This is a genomic window from Rhodanobacter sp. MP7CTX1, from assembly GCF_014205795.1.
Classification (GTDB): Bacteria; Pseudomonadota; Gammaproteobacteria; order Xanthomonadales; family Rhodanobacteraceae; genus Rhodanobacter.
In genome coordinates this window covers 167,607-184,488 of the sequence record NZ_JACHCN010000002.1, presented here as the reverse complement: position 1 = coordinate 184,488, position 16,882 = coordinate 167,607, and the positions used below count along the sequence as shown (strand labels likewise).

General features: G+C 62.9%; 11 protein-coding genes. 9 read left to right on the top strand and 2 right to left on the bottom strand.

Features of this window, described 5'->3' with window-relative positions; all coding sequences use genetic code 11:
• Positions 1 to 29: 29 nt before the first annotated feature.
• Positions 30 to 2,069 (bottom strand): elongation factor G, encoded by a 2,040-nt coding sequence (fusA, locus tag HDE77_RS03410; protein ID WP_184415755.1) that lies wholly within the window; start codon positions 2,067 to 2,069, stop codon positions 30 to 32.
• A gap of 90 nt (positions 2,070 to 2,159) precedes the next feature.
• On the opposite strand from fusA, the gene HDE77_RS03405 reads away from it, so the two are divergent.
• The 8 genes from HDE77_RS03405 to HDE77_RS20405 all read left to right on the top strand — a co-directional run bounded on the left by HDE77_RS03405 (position 2,160) and on the right by HDE77_RS20405 (position 12,949).
• Positions 2,160 to 3,407: a hypothetical protein gene (locus tag HDE77_RS03405; RefSeq protein WP_255482520.1), complete on the top strand. Its 1,248-nt coding sequence runs from the start codon at positions 2,160 to 2,162 to the stop codon at positions 3,405 to 3,407.
• A 108-nt stretch (positions 3,408 to 3,515) separates the two neighbouring features.
• Entirely contained in the window at positions 3,516 to 5,468 is a 1,953-nt protein-coding gene (locus tag HDE77_RS20660; protein ID WP_184415754.1) for a hypothetical protein, read from the top strand.
• A gap of 150 nt (positions 5,469 to 5,618) precedes the next feature.
• On the top strand, positions 5,619 to 5,966 hold the full coding sequence (locus tag HDE77_RS03395; protein ID WP_184415753.1) for a hypothetical protein: 348 nt from the start codon (positions 5,619 to 5,621) through the stop codon (positions 5,964 to 5,966).
• Positions 5,967 to 6,217: 251 nt separating this feature from the next.
• Positions 6,218 to 6,739 carry a type IV pilus modification protein PilV gene (pilV, locus tag HDE77_RS03390; protein ID WP_221444097.1) on the top strand — a complete coding sequence of 174 codons (522 nt, stop codon included), beginning with the start codon at positions 6,218 to 6,220 and terminating at the stop codon, positions 6,737 to 6,739.
• Entirely contained in the window at positions 6,736 to 8,079 is a 1,344-nt protein-coding gene (locus HDE77_RS03385; RefSeq protein ID WP_184416013.1) for a PilW family protein, read from the top strand. Before pilV ends, HDE77_RS03385 begins: the two co-directional genes overlap by 4 nt.
• A complete protein-coding gene (locus tag HDE77_RS03380; RefSeq protein ID WP_184415751.1) occupies positions 8,076 to 8,717 on the top strand; it encodes a pilus assembly protein in 642 nt (213 codons plus the stop codon). Before HDE77_RS03385 ends, HDE77_RS03380 begins: the two co-directional genes overlap by 4 nt.
• Before the next feature lie 18 nt (positions 8,718 to 8,735).
• Positions 8,736 to 12,509, top strand: coding sequence for a PilC/PilY family type IV pilus protein (locus HDE77_RS03375; protein WP_184415750.1), 3,774 nt, complete (start codon positions 8,736 to 8,738; stop codon positions 12,507 to 12,509).
• Between the two features lie 14 nt (positions 12,510 to 12,523).
• Positions 12,524 to 12,949 carry a type IV pilin protein gene (locus tag HDE77_RS20405; protein ID WP_304625137.1) on the top strand — a complete coding sequence of 142 codons (426 nt, stop codon included), beginning with the start codon at positions 12,524 to 12,526 and terminating at the stop codon, positions 12,947 to 12,949.
• Between the two features lie 69 nt (positions 12,950 to 13,018).
• Here the strand turns inward: HDE77_RS20405 and HDE77_RS03365 are convergent, their stop codons facing one another.
• Positions 13,019 to 14,950: a CocE/NonD family hydrolase gene (locus HDE77_RS03365; RefSeq protein ID WP_184415749.1), complete on the bottom strand. Its 1,932-nt coding sequence runs from the start codon at positions 14,948 to 14,950 to the stop codon at positions 13,019 to 13,021.
• 379 nt (positions 14,951 to 15,329) lie between these two features.
• Here HDE77_RS03365 and HDE77_RS03360 point away from each other — a divergent pair, with 379 nt between their 5' ends.
• Positions 15,330 to 16,859 carry an arylsulfatase gene (locus tag HDE77_RS03360; RefSeq protein WP_184415748.1) on the top strand — a complete coding sequence of 510 codons (1,530 nt, stop codon included), beginning with the start codon at positions 15,330 to 15,332 and terminating at the stop codon, positions 16,857 to 16,859.
• Positions 16,860 to 16,882: the final 23 nt, after the last annotated feature.

Sequence of the window (16,882 nt, the reverse complement as noted above, 5' to 3'; positions counted from 1 at the left end):
TCATCGCGGGCACGCTTGCATGCGGCGCGTCAATCCTCCTCGGCATGCGGTTTCCATGCTTCGCTGAGCTGCTTCTGCACCGTCGATGGGACGGTTTCGTAATGGCTGAGATCAAGGCTGTAGCGGCCGCGGCCACCCGTCATCGATTTCAGCTCAGTCGGATAGTCGATCAGTTCAGCCAGCGGAGCCTGCGCCTTGATCACCAGCTCGCCACCGCGCTGGCTGTCGGTACCCATGATGCGCGCGCGCTTGCCGGCGAGGCCGCCGGTGACGTCGCCGACGTTGTGCTCGGGAATCGCCACTTCGACGTTGACAATCGGCTCGAGTACCACCGGGCGAGCCTTGCTGATGGCATCGAGAAACGCCTTCTTGCCGGCGCTGATGAACGCGACTTCTTTTGAGTCGACCGGATGGTATTTGCCGTCGTAGACGGTCACCCGAAGGTCTTGCAACGGATAGCCGGCAATGGCGCCGTGCTCCATCGCCTGGCGTACGCCTTTCTCGATCGCCGGCAGGAACTGACCGGGAATCACGCCGCCCTTCACCGCATCGATGAACTCGAATCCGGCGCCGCGATCGAGCGGTTCCACCCGCAGGAACACCTCACCGAACTGGCCGGCACCGCCGGTCTGTTTCTTGTGCCGGTGGTGACCTTCAGCGTGGCCGGCGATGGTTTCGCGATACGCGATGCGCGGCGGATGGGTGACCACTTCGACGCCGTAGCGCTCACGCATGCGTTCCAGCATGACTTTCAGATGCAGGTCGGATAGGCCGCGCACCACCGTCTCGTTGAGCTCCTTGTGATGCTCGACGCGGAAGCATGGATCTTCTTCGGCCAGTCGCGACAGGGCGTTGGAGAGTTTCTGCTCTTGTCCCTTGTGCATGGGCACCAACGCCAGGCCGAACATCGGTGAGGGAAAGGCAAGCGGTGCAAGCGTGATGCGATCTTCATCGTGCGAGTCATGCAGCACCGCATCGAAGTGCATATCCTCGATCTTCGCCACAGCGGCGATGTCGCCGGGAATTGCCGCCTCGATCTCCACGTGCGTCTTGCCCTGTAAACGAAACAGATGGCCGACCTTGAAGGGTTTGCGGCCGTCGTCGATCAGCAGCTGACTGTCACGGCGAATCGTGCCCTGCCACACGCGGAACACGCCGAGCTTGCCGACGAACGGATCGTTGATGATCTTGAACACGTCGGCGATCACGTGTGTCGCTGGATTGGCGCCGACCACCAGTGGTTCACCATCACCGCGTACGAACGGTGGTGGGTTGCCCTCGGCCGGATTCGGCAGCAGTCGCGCGGCGACATCCAGCAACTCGTGCACGCCGGCTCCGGTGCGTGCGCTGACAAAACAGATAGGCACCAGGTGCCCCTCGCGCAGGCATTGCTCGAAGGCGTCGTGCAATTGCTGTGGCGTCAACGCGCCTTCGCCGGCGTCGAGGTAGTCGCCCATCATGGTTTCGTTGATCTCGACGACCTGATCGACAATGCGCTGATGCGCTTCGGCCAGCGAGGAAAAATCGGTGGTGCCTTCGCTGTGGAAGAAGCAGTCGAGCACGCGTTTGCCGTGACCAGCGGGCAGGTTCACCGGCAGACACTCGTTGCCGAACTCCTCGCGCAGCGCGTCGACCAGCGCGGCCAGGTCTGCGCCGTCGAAATCGATCTTGTTGATCACCAGCACGCGTGCCAGTCCGCGCTGTTGCGCATGCGCCATCAAGCGGCGGGTGCCGTGCTCGATGCCGTTGATGGCATTGACGACCACCGCCACGGTTTCCACTGCGGCCAGTGCTGACAGCGTGGCGCCGCGGAAATCGGCATAGCCGGCAGTGTCGATGAGGTTGATGTGACAGCCCGCATGGTCGATATGCGTGACGCAGCTGTCGATCGAATGGACGCGCGCCTTTTCCTGGCTGTCGGTGTCCGAGACCGTACTTCCGCGCTCCACCGTGCCCGGCGTCTGGATCACGCCTCCGGCCAGCAGCAGAGCTTCGAACAGCGTGGTCTTGCCCACACCGGCGTGGCCGGCGAGCGCGATATTGCGGATGCTTTCCGTGGTGTACGACACGATGCGACCCTCCCAATGCAGGGCGCAGCCTCGTGGCATGAACGGCGCCGCATGAGGCCGCACGTTGGCGACTGACGATGGCGGGCCGTCATGGTCGTCCTTCGTGTGTACCGGGTGAATGCGGCTCCGGAACAGGGCGAAAGCGGTCATGGCGGAGCGGCGCGAGGCGCCGCCCGCCTAGACTTGAGCGAACGGCGGGTGCGGTCAAGCTGCAGTGCGGGGAACCGCGGCCTTGCCCCGTGGTCTGCACTGGGCGCGGGAATCCCCAACGAGGTAGCCGGACCGGCTCTTCAGCCAGTCTTCCTGGGTTCAAGCACGTCAAGGCATCCTGCCCGCGGCTACCGCAACCATCGAGGCATCGTCATCGTTCATCCGCCGCAGGTCGAACATCACCGTTGGACGCCGCAGGGTTTCGATCATCCGAATTACGGACTGACACCGCTGGACGGGCCAACTCTGGCGGTACTGCGGCAGCTGCGTTGGCGCAAATCGCCCCCCGATCGTCGGCAACTGTGGCTGGCGTTGGTGGTGGCCGCCCTGCTGCATGTGCTGTTCATATGGGTGACCTGGCAGGAGATGCGCCCGCCGCCGGCGCCGGCGGCCGCGTATGTGCAACGCGCCGAAGTGATGCAAGTGCGCTTCATCGAGCGTGCGGTACCGACCGACGTCGAGCCGCCCCCGCCCCCGGAACTGCCCGCACTTCCCCCACGGCCACGTGTGGTGTTGAAGCACGTGGAGCCGGTGTCGAAGGACGCCATGACCGTGCAGTTGCCAGCAGCCTCGTCGTCCACGGCGCCGCCTGCGAAGTTGTTCGACAACAATGGGCAGGCATTGCTGCCGACAGCGGCGAGCAGTGCGCCTGCCCCGTCCGCGGCCGGTTACGTGCAGGGCATGCCGAAGGGTGACACGCAGATCATGCAGAACAAGGATGTCGTCAAATACCAGACCACCCGTTTCAATGGCGATTGGGGTAGTGGCAACGTCGTTGACCGCGCGCTGCAGAAAGCGGTGGACAAGACGACGGTGACGCATACGTTTACCCTGCCCAAGGGCGTGCATATCCATTGCGGCGTTTCCCTGGCGATGCTGGCTGGCGGCTGCGGCGGTGATCCTCCAGCGCCGCCGTCAGCGAAGGATGGTGACGAGCGTTTGAACATGGCGCCGGCGCAATCGTTGGCGCCGGATCCACAAGCGCCGAAACCACCCAGCGAGGACGCCTGCATCGCGATGTATCGCGCCGGCAAACCGCTGGCCAGTGGCTGCCCGGTCGATACGCCGATTCGCGCGGTCGATGCCGAGCTGCGCGAGCGTGCCGCGGGTGCCGTCAGTCACCCTTGAGGTGTCATTCGCAACGCGCGTGGGGCCCATTACACTGGCAGCATGCCCCATACGCCCTCGGACCGCTCCGCTGCCAACCGTTCAGCCAACGAGCCGCCATGGTTTGTTATGAACTTGCCAGCGGCTGGGACCGCCCCGGCGATCGTCTATCGCCAGCGCATTCGTGAACGACCTCGCGAGCGCGGGCTGCGCGTGGCCGCTGCGATCGGCTCGTTGTTTGTGCATCTATTCTTCCTGTTCGCGTTCGTGCTCGGTCCGGCTTACCAGCCGGTACTGCTGCCAGCGGCGAAGGCGCGGTTTCTGCAGGTGCGCATGATCGAGGCCCCCAAGCCGCCACCGCCGCCGCGCGGCACGCCGCCGAAAGAGCTGGGACCACGGCATCAGGGTCATGCCGGTCAAGTGGCATCGATCAACGCGAGCACGGCCAGCATGCCGACTTCGCCGATGGCACTGCCGATGCCTTCAGCACAGCCGTTGCCGGCGGTGACGCTGGCGGCCACCCAGCCAGTGACGCCGAAAACCAAGCCAGTCGCCGCCCCCAAGCCACCCGCAAGCGTGCCGCGGCCCGCGCCGACGAAGCAGCTGCAACCGATCCCGCTGGCTGGTGAACCACCCACGGTGGCGGTGACTACGCCATCGCTGCAGCCTCCGATACCGCCGAAATTTCAGCCTGAGCTGGTACGCAAGCCGCAACTCGAAGGCACCCGGCCACTTCCGTCGACGCCGTCTCTGACGATGCCTGAGGTACCCACGCAGACGCCGCCGACTATCACCGCATCGAGCATTGTGCTGAATGAGCTCGTTCCAAAATCCAGCGCACCAGCCAGCGTGGCACCAGCTCGACCGCAGATCCCCGCTGCACCGCCAGTGCCCGAGCTGCAACCCATCCCGTTGCCGGCGCTGCCGTCGCCGGCGGTGAACCTGCAAACTCAACTGAACCCGCCCACGCCGAGCGTGCCGCGCGAATTGCCACAGGTGCAGGCGCCGGCGATCCGGGTTGCCGACGCACAGCCGGCCGAAGCACAGTCGGCCGAAAAACCACTCGAGCCGGTGCCGCTGGCTCCTGCCGAGGTACCGAAAGTACAGCTGCAGGCGCCGGCGGTGAAGATCGCCAACGCCGACAAGCTACCGGCGCCGGCCATCCAGCCGTCCGTTGCGCGGCCAGAGCTAAACGCGCCATCCACCGTCGCGACAGCCACCGCGCCGACCACGGAACCTGCAAACACCAGCAAACCGGCCGAATCATCCGAGTCAACTCCTGCCCAGTCGCCAGCGACGGCGACCAACCCGGGAGAGGCGAATGCCATGCACGACGTCAGCACGGCACCCAACGCCACACCCGAAGGCAGCGAAAGCGGCACGCCCGGTGAGCCAAACGGCGTGGCTGCCGCGCCGGAAAACGTCGGCAACCACGCCAATGGCCCGCAGCCGGCCGCGGGGCAGGGCAACAATCAGGGTGTCGGTGAAAAAACGCAGGGCGCGGGTCAGCCGGGTGGCAATCAGGCGGGGGCCGCGCAAGGAGAAAAGCAGGGCGTGCCCGGTAGCTACATCCAGCTGAAGCCGCATGGCGATACCGAAATAATGAATCACGGCACGCCGAACATCGGCTACAAGCCCACCCGCTTCGAACAGGACTGGACGCCTGAGGGTGAGAGTTCGATCGACACCGCGCTGCGCCACGCCGTGGAAAAAACCACCCTCTCGCATACATTCCACTTGCCGCGCGGCGTGCGCATCGAATGCAAATTGATGCCGCTGTTGCCGATCGCACTGTTTGGTTGTGGCAATCCCGATCCGCCGGCCACCCCGCTGGCCAGCAAGATTTACAACCGCCTGAACCTGCCGCCCGCGAACCCGCTGGTGCCACCTGTGCCCGCGGCCAGCACGGCGGTGCCCGCCGTGGCCGCGGTCAAGCTGGACAACAGCGTGCAGTGCGCCGATGCCCGCGTTGCCGGTGGCCCGATCCCGCCGGGCTGCGGTGGCGCTTCGCCGGGCAGCCCCCTGAACAAGCCGGCTCCTTCATCCAGTTCCTGGGTGCCGGCGAGCGATCAGTTCCACTAGCGTAGATGGCGAGCGAGGGACTATGCCGTCATGGGCGATTCAACCGGACGTTGCCGCCCTGGACGTGTCTGTACAATCGTCCGGCGGGGTAGGCAAAAACTATCCGAGTAAGGTGTGTCAAGAATGCGAAACCAACGGAAAGAAATCACCATGAAACAAACCATGGGCTGCGTCATCATCATCGCGCTACTGTCAGGCTGCACCAGCGCGGGATCGCTACGCAATGCGGCACCTACCGCCGTCTATGCGGGAGACGCCACGGCGGAAGACGTCCTTTCCTGTGTTTCCAACGCTTGGTCCGCGAAGCAACTGCCCATGTCCACTGAGGCGGTGTTCGGTGGAACAAGCATCCAGCTCCAGGAAAAAGCGGATGGGCCGATCGTCGCGCTTGTGGATATCACGCCGTCTGGAGGACATACGCTCGCCAAGTACTATTCGCGATTCGCCTATGACGACACCTGGTATTTCACCCAGGTCAAGAGCTGCATGGATAAGTAGCGATGTAGTTGCCTGATGTCGAACGAGCTGCAGTCGATCGTACGATCCAGATGAGAGCCCGCCGCAGTGCGGGCTTTTTTCATGCGGATTTTCAAGGCTGGAACCTCGCCTGCACCGCTCAGATGGGAACGCATCGGTGGCTTGCGTGCAGCTCGAAGGGGTGGGGCGCGCGCCATCGCTCATTGCGCAAGATATTAACGCAATAACTTGCGATTTTGGTGTATACGGTAGGGATGACAGGGAGAGTCATCATGCCTTTCAAGTCGCGTCAGCGAGGTATTTCGCTGATCGAAGTGCTCGTCGCGTTGCTGATCTTCAGCGTGGGTCTGATTGGCCTCGCCGGTCTGATGGTGATGGCCATGCGGGCCAACCAGGCCGCTTACCAGCGGACCCAGGTGACTTTCCTTGCCGACGGCATGGCCGATCGCATGCGGGCGAACGCCTTGGGCGTGTGGCGTGGCAGGTACAACGGCAAAGACTACCCCGTGCCCGGCACCACCAACTGTGAGCGGGCGGCCTGCACTTCGGCAAGCCTCGCCATGCACGACAGACAGGTTTGGAGCAGTCTGCTGACCGCGTTCCTACCGGACCCTGCTGCCGCCATCAGCTGCACGACAGCTAGCAGTTATATCCCGACCGCGGACCAACTCACCCGGCGACCACCCTATGGTGGCCACTGCGCGATGACAATCAGCTGGAGCGAGCGCGACGCGGGCGACGCGAGCCACCGTGATACCGCCAGGCAGACCTTCGCCTGGGAGTTCCAGCCATGACGTATCGACGTGTCGCGCACCGGTCCTCTGGCATCACCCTGATCGAGTTGATGGTAGCGATGGTGCTGGGCTTGCTGGTCACCGCCGGTATCGTCACGGTGTTCGTCTCCACTTCCAACCACAACCAGGTGCAGACGCAGTTGGCGAACCTGCAGGAAGAGGGGCGCTTCGCCATCGCCAGAATCAGCGCCGATCTGCGCATGGCCAATGGCTTCTACTGCAGCAATTCCGGTGGCGTGGCCGACAATAGTGACAGCACGGGCATTTACATGGATGGCCTGCGGGCGCCGAAGGTGTATGCCAAGGGTCTGGTCGACGCGCTATCGGATGTCACCACACTATGGGGCAGCGCGTCTTATCCAGGGGCTCCTGCATCGCCTTATTACCTGCCGGCATTCTTGTCCATGCGCGGGTATGAATGCGGCAAGACGACCTGCGCGCCGGGTGCGCCCACGAGGTTGCCTGCGGCAGGAACCGGTTTCGGCGCACGGGTCATCGGAGCAAGCGTACTGACCGTGCGCTATCTCGATTCATCCCGTGGCTGGGCGATCGGTGGCGTCAACAGCACAGCCAGTGTCGACGCCAGGGGCAAGCTGCACAGCATCACGGTAAGGCCGGCCGCGAGCGAGCCGCTGCTATCAGAGTTCAAGGCTGGCCATGTGGCGATGCTCGCCGATTGTTCCAATGCCCAGATATTTGCGGTGGATACGCCGTCCTCAGGTCTCTTTGCCGTATCGGCAACAGGAAACTTCCCTGATACCGCGTTGAGCCGTCCAAAACCGCAGTCATCGCCACGGTTGTTTGACCTGAACACCGATCTGCTCAATGTCACCTACTACCTGCAGATGATCGACAACGGCAATGGCCAGAAGACCGGTGCACTGATACGGCGCGCCCAGCCTCCGGGCGAGGATAGCGTGCGCAGCGAAGAAGTCGTGCGTGGCGTGGAGCGTCTGGATTTCATGTACGCCGTGGAAGACCGGAGCGGCAACACGCGTTTCCTGCATGCGCCGGAAGTGGATACACGCGCAGGCGGCAGCATCGACTGCCCAACCTCGGTGCCAAATCCCGACGGCACGAAGGCGTCGATGAATTCTTGTGGTTGCCTGTGGCGCGCGATCAAGAGCATCGAAGTGCACATCCTGATGGACGGCCAGACGCCCTTGTATGCGCTCTCGAGCCATGAAATGAATTACGTCTACGTCACCGACGGGAACACCGTGCCCACGGCGCCCGATGATGCCAGGCGCGCCTTCAGGCCGAGTGAACAGGGATTTGCCAATTCGATGTTGCGGCGTGAGTTCAGCGCGCTCATATCGCTGCGCAACTACAACCCATGAAGAGCCAGCGTGGCGTAGTGCTGCTGATGGCGCTCATCTTACTGTTGTTGTTGACCATGCTGGCGATCAGTGCTGCTGGGCGCTCGTTGCTGCAGGAGCGCATGGTGGGTGGTCTGCGAAATGCACAGTTGGCCGAGATGGGCGCCGAGGCTGCCGCGCGTGGCGCAGAGTGGAAGCTGTGGAGCCTTTCGGCGCGCGGACTGCGCCTGGATTGTCCGAGTGGTCTGCTCGGCAGCTGTTACAGCTTCGACCCGGTCGCGCCCAACATCGCCGTCATCCACTTTCGTACGAGTACTGGCTGGCCCGCAAACGCGGATTTGAACGCCTCGACCGAATACAGAGGCGACGATGGTGCCGCTATCGACTACACCACGTTACGCGGCAGCACGTTGACAGGCGAGTCACAGAAGATAGCCGGGTTGGCGAAGAACCCGCGCTACATCATCGAGCGCCTGGGCCCTGAGACACCGCCCGGTGTGGGCAGCCAGATCGAAGGTGGCGTTACCGCCGCTTATGGAAGCAGCTCCACGCCGTCCACTTCGTTGTGGGTCTGGCGCATAACGGCGCGCTCGACCGGCGGCAATGCCGACACCGTTCGCCTCGTGGAAAGCACGTTTGCCGCGCCGGGCAACAATTGAGATACGGACGTCCAGATCATGAAAAAAACGGCTTCAACAGATGGGCGATGGATCGTCCGTATCGGTGGTCTCGCGATCAGCCTCATCACCGGTGTGCCGCCCGCTGCGATCGCCGGCACGGTGGACCTGAGTGCCAAGCCACCGGAGGCCAGTACCGCCGTAGCACCGAACCTGGTGCTGACGTTCGACGATTCCGGCTCGATGAACTGGCATCACTCACCGGATCAGCGGCCGTATACCGGCGTGGGTTGGAATACGGCGAATGATGGTGATCAGAGTGCCGCGGCAAATATCGCCTATCGCCCGCAGGCCGGCCCCTATCTTTGTGCTGGCGTGATCACGCCGGGCACGACCGAGCCAGACGATCCGCGCGCATGGAGCATGAACGGTCTGTACTTCAATCCGGACAACACCTATGCCCCGCCGTTGACGGCGGATGGTTTGAGCGCGATGCCTAACTCGACCTACGCGGCAGCCTGGGACAACGGCATCCAGATCAATCGACCGATCAGCCCGGTAGCCATACAGACCGCGGGGAGCAACCAGAACACGCGTAATCTGGGTAGCGTCATTTTTTGTGGAAATGCCGGAGCGGGGTACTACAAGTACACCGGTACCAGGGCGAGCTTGCCGCTGGATGCCAAAGGCCAGTTCAGTGTGACGGCCACGGCTGTTCTTTACACGAATGACAACTGGACCTGGGTACCGCTGAATTCGGCTGCGGACCAGCAGAATTTTGCAAACTGGTATTCGTACTACCGCACCCGCACGATGGCGGCGTTGACAGCAATCGCGCGCGCCTATGCGCCGTTCGACAAGAATGTGCGCATCGCATGGCAGAGCATCAATGCCAGCAACCTGAGCAACAGCACAGCGATCTACAAGTTCGTGGACGGCGCAACGACCCACGACGTGCGCACCAGGTTCTACAACTGGCTATTTGCCATGACGGCCAGCGGCGGCACTCCGAACCGGTCCGCTGCGAAGCGCGTGGGCACGTACTTCACCCGTCGCACCGGCGCTGTGGATGAAAACCCTTACTGGGACCGCGACACAGACAAGGAGCTGGTATGTCGGCAGAACTTTCATATCCAGATGACCGATGGCATGTGGAACGGCGATGATCCGTCGTCGCCGGGCGGTAACGACACGACGAACATGGCCGCGTTGCCCGACGGTCGCTCGTTTTCAACATCCAACCGGGAAAGCGCGGTGGTCTGGAACGAGCTTGGTAACCCGATAGTCACGATGGCGGACCTGGCATTCCATGAGTGGTCGAGCGACCTGCAGGCCGGCGTGACCGGCTCGAGCCTGTTCGCGCTGCAGGCCAATCGCCGCAAGGTGGCGCCATATATCACTGATACCTCGACGGCGCTGTTCAACATGCCGCTCGCGGCAAACAGCGATCCGCGCGACAACCGCGAAATCTACTGGAATCCGGCTAACGACCCGGCGAGCTGGCCACATCTGGTGCAGTTCATGATCGGCTTCGGTGCTTCTGGCACGCTGGCCAACAACAGCACGACGTATGCGAGCCTGCGCAAGGGCGACACGAAGTGGCCCGCGCCCGTGGTCGCCACGGACGACGGCCGGAAGATCGACGACATGTGGCATGCCGCGCTGAACAGCCGCGGCCAGTTTTTCGCCGCCAGCGGCCCGAGCGACCTGATCACCGCGCTGAGCAGGATCATCAACAGCATCTCGGCGCGCAGCGCCACGGCCGAGGCCGGCAGTTTGAGTTCGTCGGTGCTGGGTCCGGCAGCGATGATCTACAAGCCAGGCTATGACACGAATGACTGGACCGGCACGTTGACCGCGAACCGGTTGGGCGCGGATGGCACGGTGGCCGCCGCCGTGCTTTGGAACGGTCGTGATCTGTTGGATGCCCGCACCCGTGGCGGCGACCCACGCGTGATCTTGACCAGCACCGGTACCGGCAGTGGCAAAGCAGCGGCCTTCAATGGCGCCGACGTGGTCGCCGCGATCAATGCCGTGGATCCGGCTTTCGGTACCACGGCGACCACACCCACCGGTGCCGACCGACTGGACTGGCTGCGCGGCAGTCAGACCAGGGAGGGCGCCAGCTTCCGTCAGCGCAATCACGTATTGGGTGCCATGATGAATGCGCAGGCGCTGTATGTGGCGCAGCCCGCCAGCGGCTATCGCGACAACTGGCCTGCCAATTCACCGGAAGCGCTGGCCGCGAAAGCCGGCGACGGCTACGCCAGGTTCCAGCAGGAACGCGCCAGGCGTGCGCCGACGATCTACGTGGGCGCGAACGACGGGATGCTGCACGCCTTCGATGCGACCACGGTCGACACGCCGGCAAACAATGTTGACGTGTTGTCGAGCCCGGGCAGGGAGCGTTGGGCCTATGTGCCGTATTCGGTGTATGGGCGGCTGACCCCATGGGCCTCGTTGAAGAGTTTCAATTTCAAGCCATCGGTGGATGGCACGCCAGTGAGCCGCGACGTGTATTTCAGCGGCGGCAGCCCTCGAGGCTGGCGCACCATCCTGGTCGCGGGTCTGCGTTACGGCGGTCGTGGCGTGTATGCATTGGACATCACCAGCAGCGAAGCCGACGAAACCAAGCCATCGGACAAGGTGCTGTGGGAGTTCAACAACACCAGCGTTGGCGGTGCGAATCTCGGATATACGTTTGGCCGTCCAAACATCGGCCGGCTGGCCAGCGGTCAATGGGTAGTGATCGTACCCGGCGGCTACTTTCCGACTGAGCTGGCAGTGAATTGCAGCAAGACAGGCACCAGTAGCGAACCGGTCTGCAACACATTCAGTTCGCTGTTCGTGCTGGATGCGCAGAGCGGGGCGCTGCTGAAAGAGATCAAGACGCCGACCACTGGCTTCAACGGCTTGAACAGCGATGTGGAAAGCTACGGAATGGGTACGCCGGTGCTGGGCGATTACGAAGGTGATCAGATCGAAGACGTGGCATTCGCAGGCGACCTGCAAGGCAACGTCTGGCGTTTCGACCTCACCGGCGACAGCGGCCACTGGAAGGCCGAATTGTTCTTCCGTTCATCCAGTCCCGGCGATCGCCCGGTCACCGTGATGCCGCGGTTGTTCCCCGATCCTGTGGGCGGCGGCCTGATGGTGGTGTTCGGCACCGGCAAGTACCTGGCCGGCAGCGACAACGTGATCGACAGCAGCACCCAGCAACAGGCCGTCTACGGCATCCGGGATTCCGGCAGCGCTGGCCAGGCGGTAGTGGTGGAGGGCGCCGCAGCTACGCCTCTGGTTGAACAGACAATGATCGAACGGGATGCCGTTCGCGGCCTGACCAACCATGCTGTTCCGCTCAGGGCGGCACCCGTCGGTAACCTTGCCGGCACTCCGATCCGCGGCTGGTTCTTCAAGCTGTACGCCGGCGATACCGGCGGCGGTGGCCAGGTCGACAAGGGCGAGCGGGTGGTCGTGGATGCCGCGGCGCTGTTCGACACCAATCGCGCCATCATCACGACGCTGATCCCGCAGGGCAGCGAGCCCTGCGAGCCGGCGTCGCGCGGCGCAGTGATGCTGGTGGACGCGGCCACCGGTGGCGCGGCGGATGGCGTGAATCTCGGCAGCGTCGGCAACTGGCCCGATGCCTACAAGCAGGCCGGTGGCCTGGTGAAAAGCCCCCCGACCGGAGGTTCGTTGCCTGTGGCTGCAGCGGTCGGCGGTGGGCAGATCCATCTGCCCGGCATGACCCGTCAGCGGGACGGCAAGCCGTTCAGTGCGGGCGCGCCGATCTGGCGCCGCCGCTCATGGCGCGTATTGAACAACGACCTGTAAGCAGAGGCCCCACCATGAAGTGCAAGCGAGGATTCACGCTGGTCGAATTGATGGTGGTCGTCGCGATCATTGCCATTCTTGCTGCGATCGCGATTTCCACGTATGGCCGCTACGCGTATCGCGCGCGTCGTCCGGATGGGCAGGAGTTGTTGCTGCGCATCGCCAATGCGCAGGAGCGCTATTACGCGGTCTACAACGTTTACGCCGATCTGAAGACGATCGGCTATTCGAACACCGCCACCGTAAAGTCGGAGAAGGGTTACTACGAGGTTGTCGCGGACCAGGGTGGCACGAATGACTGGCAAAGTTACGTGGCGATTGCCGTGCCGAGCGAAGTGCAGATCAATGACGCATGCAGCAGCCTGTCGATCGACAACACCGGTAACAAGCTGCCGGCAGCGGGCGATGTCCCAGCCAATCGCAACGGTCGCTGCTGGTGACGAATGAGCTGGCTTCAGCTAAAGGATGCGGGTGGAAGGGCACGCCTGAGGCGTACCCTTCCACCAAGGTCAGGCAGACGTTTTGCCGGTCACCACCGGCAGGCTGATGAAACTCGCGTTACCCGGCGTGTGCCATATGCGCTGGGTGGCCTTCTGGTAGTCGGCGGGCTTGGCGTCGAAGATGTTCGGTACGAAGTGCTGCGGGTTGCGGTCGTACAGCGGGAACAGTGTCGACTGTACCTGCACCATGATGCGGTGGCCGGGCTGAAATACATGGTTCGCGGTCGGCAGGCCAAATGTGTAAAGCAGTGGTTGATCGGACATGATCGCCTGCGCATGCTCGAAGCTTTCGCGGTAACGGCCGCGGAAGATGTCCAGCGAGATCGGCAACTCATAGCCGCCCATCGTCGGATCGGAAGGCACCTGATCCGGATAGACGTCGATCAGCTTGACTACCCAGTCACCGTCAGTACCGCTGGTCGAGGCGAACATATGAGCGATCGGCGCACCACCGATATGCAGCGGCGCAGTCAACGGCGCGCTGACATAGGTGATCACATCCGGACGGCCATCGACGAAGCGCTGGTCGTGCACCAGCCAGCGTGTCCATGCGTCGTGGTCGGCGAAGCTCACCGGTCGCGGCAGATACGGTACCGGATTGGCCGGATCTGAAACGTACTCGTCGTACTTCGACTGTGCAGCGTCCGGCGCATTGAACGACAGCGAGTGATCGGCTCCCAGATACAACGGCCGGGACGTGTTCGGGCAACCATGGTCGCAGCTCTGCGGCCACGACTTATAGCGATCCCAGTGGTTTTCACCGGTGTTGTATATCAGCACCGGCGGCGTATCCGCCTTCGGCGCGCCATCGACCAGGTACTGATTGAAAAACGGCAACAGCACATCGCGACGGAACTGCAGCGCGGTGTCACCGTTCCACTGCAAGGCGCCAAGGGAGGAGCCGTCGTAGTTCACCTGGCTGTGCCGCCATGGCCCCATGACCAGGTAGTTCTTGTCGTTTCCCTTGTCCTTCGGTTCCATCGCCTCGTAGCTGTGGATGGCGCCCCACATGTCTTCCTGGTCCCACAGCCCCTGCAACCACATGGTCGGCACCTTCAGTGGCTGCTGCGCCATGACCCGGTCCAGCGCCTGGCCCTGCCAGAACGCGTCGTAAGCGGGGTGCTCATGCAGCTTGCGCCAGAACGGCAGTTGTTCCAGTCCGGACGCCCGCGCGAAGTCGCCGGCGGAGCCGGCGTTCAGGAAATTCGTGTAGTCATCGTAGCCCTCACGCGGGACCGCGCTGCCCTTGCCCTTGATGGCGGTCTGTCCGGTGATGTAATCGAAGTTGGTCTGGCGGAACGCGCCATAGTGAAACCAGTCGTCGCCCATCCAGCCGTCCACCATCGGACTCTCCGGTGCGGCCACCTTCAACGCCGGATGCGGGTTGATCAGCGCCATCACTACGGTGAAGCCTTCGTAAGAGGATCCGAGCATGCCGAGCTTGCCGTTCGACTCGGGGGTGTTCTTCACCAGCCAGTCGATGGTGTCGTAAGCATCGGTGGAATGATCGACCTCGCTGGAGTTCAGCGGTCCGCGCAGTGGGCGCGTCATCACGTACTCACCCTCGGAGCCATATTTACCGCGCACGTCCTGAAACACGCGGATATAACCGGCCTTGATGAACATCTCGTCACCCTGCGGCAGTTCGGCCAGCATGTGCGGCGACTCGAGTCTCGCGGCGCGAGTGCTGGCATCGTAAGGTGTGCGCGTGAGCAGGATCGGCGCGTGCGTTGCACCTTTCGGTATCACAATCACCGTGTATAGCTTCACGCCGTCGCGCATCGGGACCATCACCACGCGCTTGACGTAGTCGTAGCTCGTCGTGGGCGCGGCGTAACTTCCCGGAATATCCGGCGTCAGCGGCGCGGTCTGCGCCTGCAGAACGCTGCCGGACAACAACGCAGACAAGGCAACGGCAACGGTGAGTGACAACTTGCGCATAAGTGCTCCGATGCGGAGTGGCCATCGCCATGGCCGAGCCCGCTGCTAGGTGGATGGCGTGCGCGGTTGCGCAACATGCCGACTGTATCGGCAAGATGCGCCGCTTCCTACCCATGACTTCCTGCACGGCAGCGCCGTGATCGACGCGCATCGCGCGGCCCACTCAGTCTGTGCTGCCCGCGGCTCGCATGTCCATGCAAGCATTCCGTCGCGCCGCCCTGGTCGAAGTCCTACCGACTCCTGGGCCCGTAGAACTACGCTGGTTAGCAGCCTCCACCTCCGGCAAGGTGTTGCACGCTAGCGTCGACGGACCGACATCGGGTCGTATGCACGGTCGTCATCGGCCGTGCGTTCGTGCGAGCAGCGACGGAGAATCGCGATGACCAAGACCAAGAATGACAAGCCAAACATCCTCTTCATCATGGGTGACGATATTGGCTGGTTCAATATCAGCGCCTATAACATGGGCATGATGGGATACAGGACGCCGAACATCGATCGCATCGCGAACGAAGGGGCGCTGTTCACCGACTGGTATGCGCAACAAAGCTGTACTGCCGGGCGCGCCGCATTTATCACCGGCCAGTCGCCGATCCGGACCGGCATGACCAAGGTCGGCCTGCCGGGTTCGGATATTGGCTTGCAGCCGGAAGATCCAACCGTGGCCCAGGTGCTGAAAGCGCAGGGCTACGCCACGGGTCAGTTCGGCAAGAACCATCTTGGCGACTTGAACAAGTACCTGCCGACGGTGCATGGCTTTGACGAGTTCTTCGGCAACCTCTATCACCTGAATGCCGAGGAAGAGCCGGAAAATCCCGACTACCCGAAGGATCCGAAATTCCGCGAAAAGTTTGGTCCGCGTGGTGTCATGCGCTGCTGGGCTACCGACAAGGACGATCCGACCGTCGATCCGCGTTGGGGTCGCGTGGGCAAGCAAAAGATCGAAAACACCGGCCCGCTGCCGATCGAGCGCATGAAGACGGTCGACGAAGAATTTCTCGGTGCGGCGAAGGACTTCATCAACCGCAAGACGGCCGAAGGCGGCCCGTGGTTCTGCTACTTCAATACCACCCGCATGCATCTGAACACCCACCTGAAGGATGCATCGATCGGCAAGACCGGTCTGGGCGTCTATCCGGATGGCATGGTCGAGACCGATGGCATGGTCGGTGAGTTGCTGCAGCAGCTCGACAGTCTCGGCCTCACGGACAACACGATTGTCGTTTACACCACGGACAACGGCGCCGAGTGCTGCTCGTGGCCGGACGGCGGCACCACGCCGTTCCGTGGCGAAAAGGCCACGAACTGGGAGGGTGGCTTCCGCGCGCCGTGCGTCATGCGCTGGCCGGGAACGATCAAGCCGCACACGATCATCAACGATGTCTGCGCGCACGAAGATTTTCTGCCCACGTTTGCTGCGGCAGCGGGTGAAGCGGCGATCGTCGACAAGCTGCTCGCGGGCACCCAGCTGGGTGATGCCACGTTCAAGGTTCACCTGGATGGCCACAGTCTCCTGCCGTTCTTCAAGGGTGAGGTGCAGCAGTCGCCGCGCGAAGGCTTCATGTACTGGAGTGACGATGGCGACATCATGGCGGTGCGCGTGCGTGACTGGAAGATCACGTTCCTGGAACAGAATCACGGTGGCATGGGGGTTTGGCAGCGCTCCTTCACCCCACTGCGAGCGCCGAAGGTATTCAACATGCGCTCCGATCCGTTCGAGCGCGGCGACGACAGCATCGAGTACAACACCTGGATTGTGCAGCGGATGTTCCTGATTGTTCCGGCGCAGGTGTGGGCGTCACAGTGGCTGTCGAGCTTCCAGCAATTCCCGCCACGCCAGAAGCCGGCCAGCTTCAACCTGGCCGATGTCATGTTGAAGATGGAATCGGCAAGGACCAGTCAAGGCTGATCCCACGTTGGATCTGATCCACG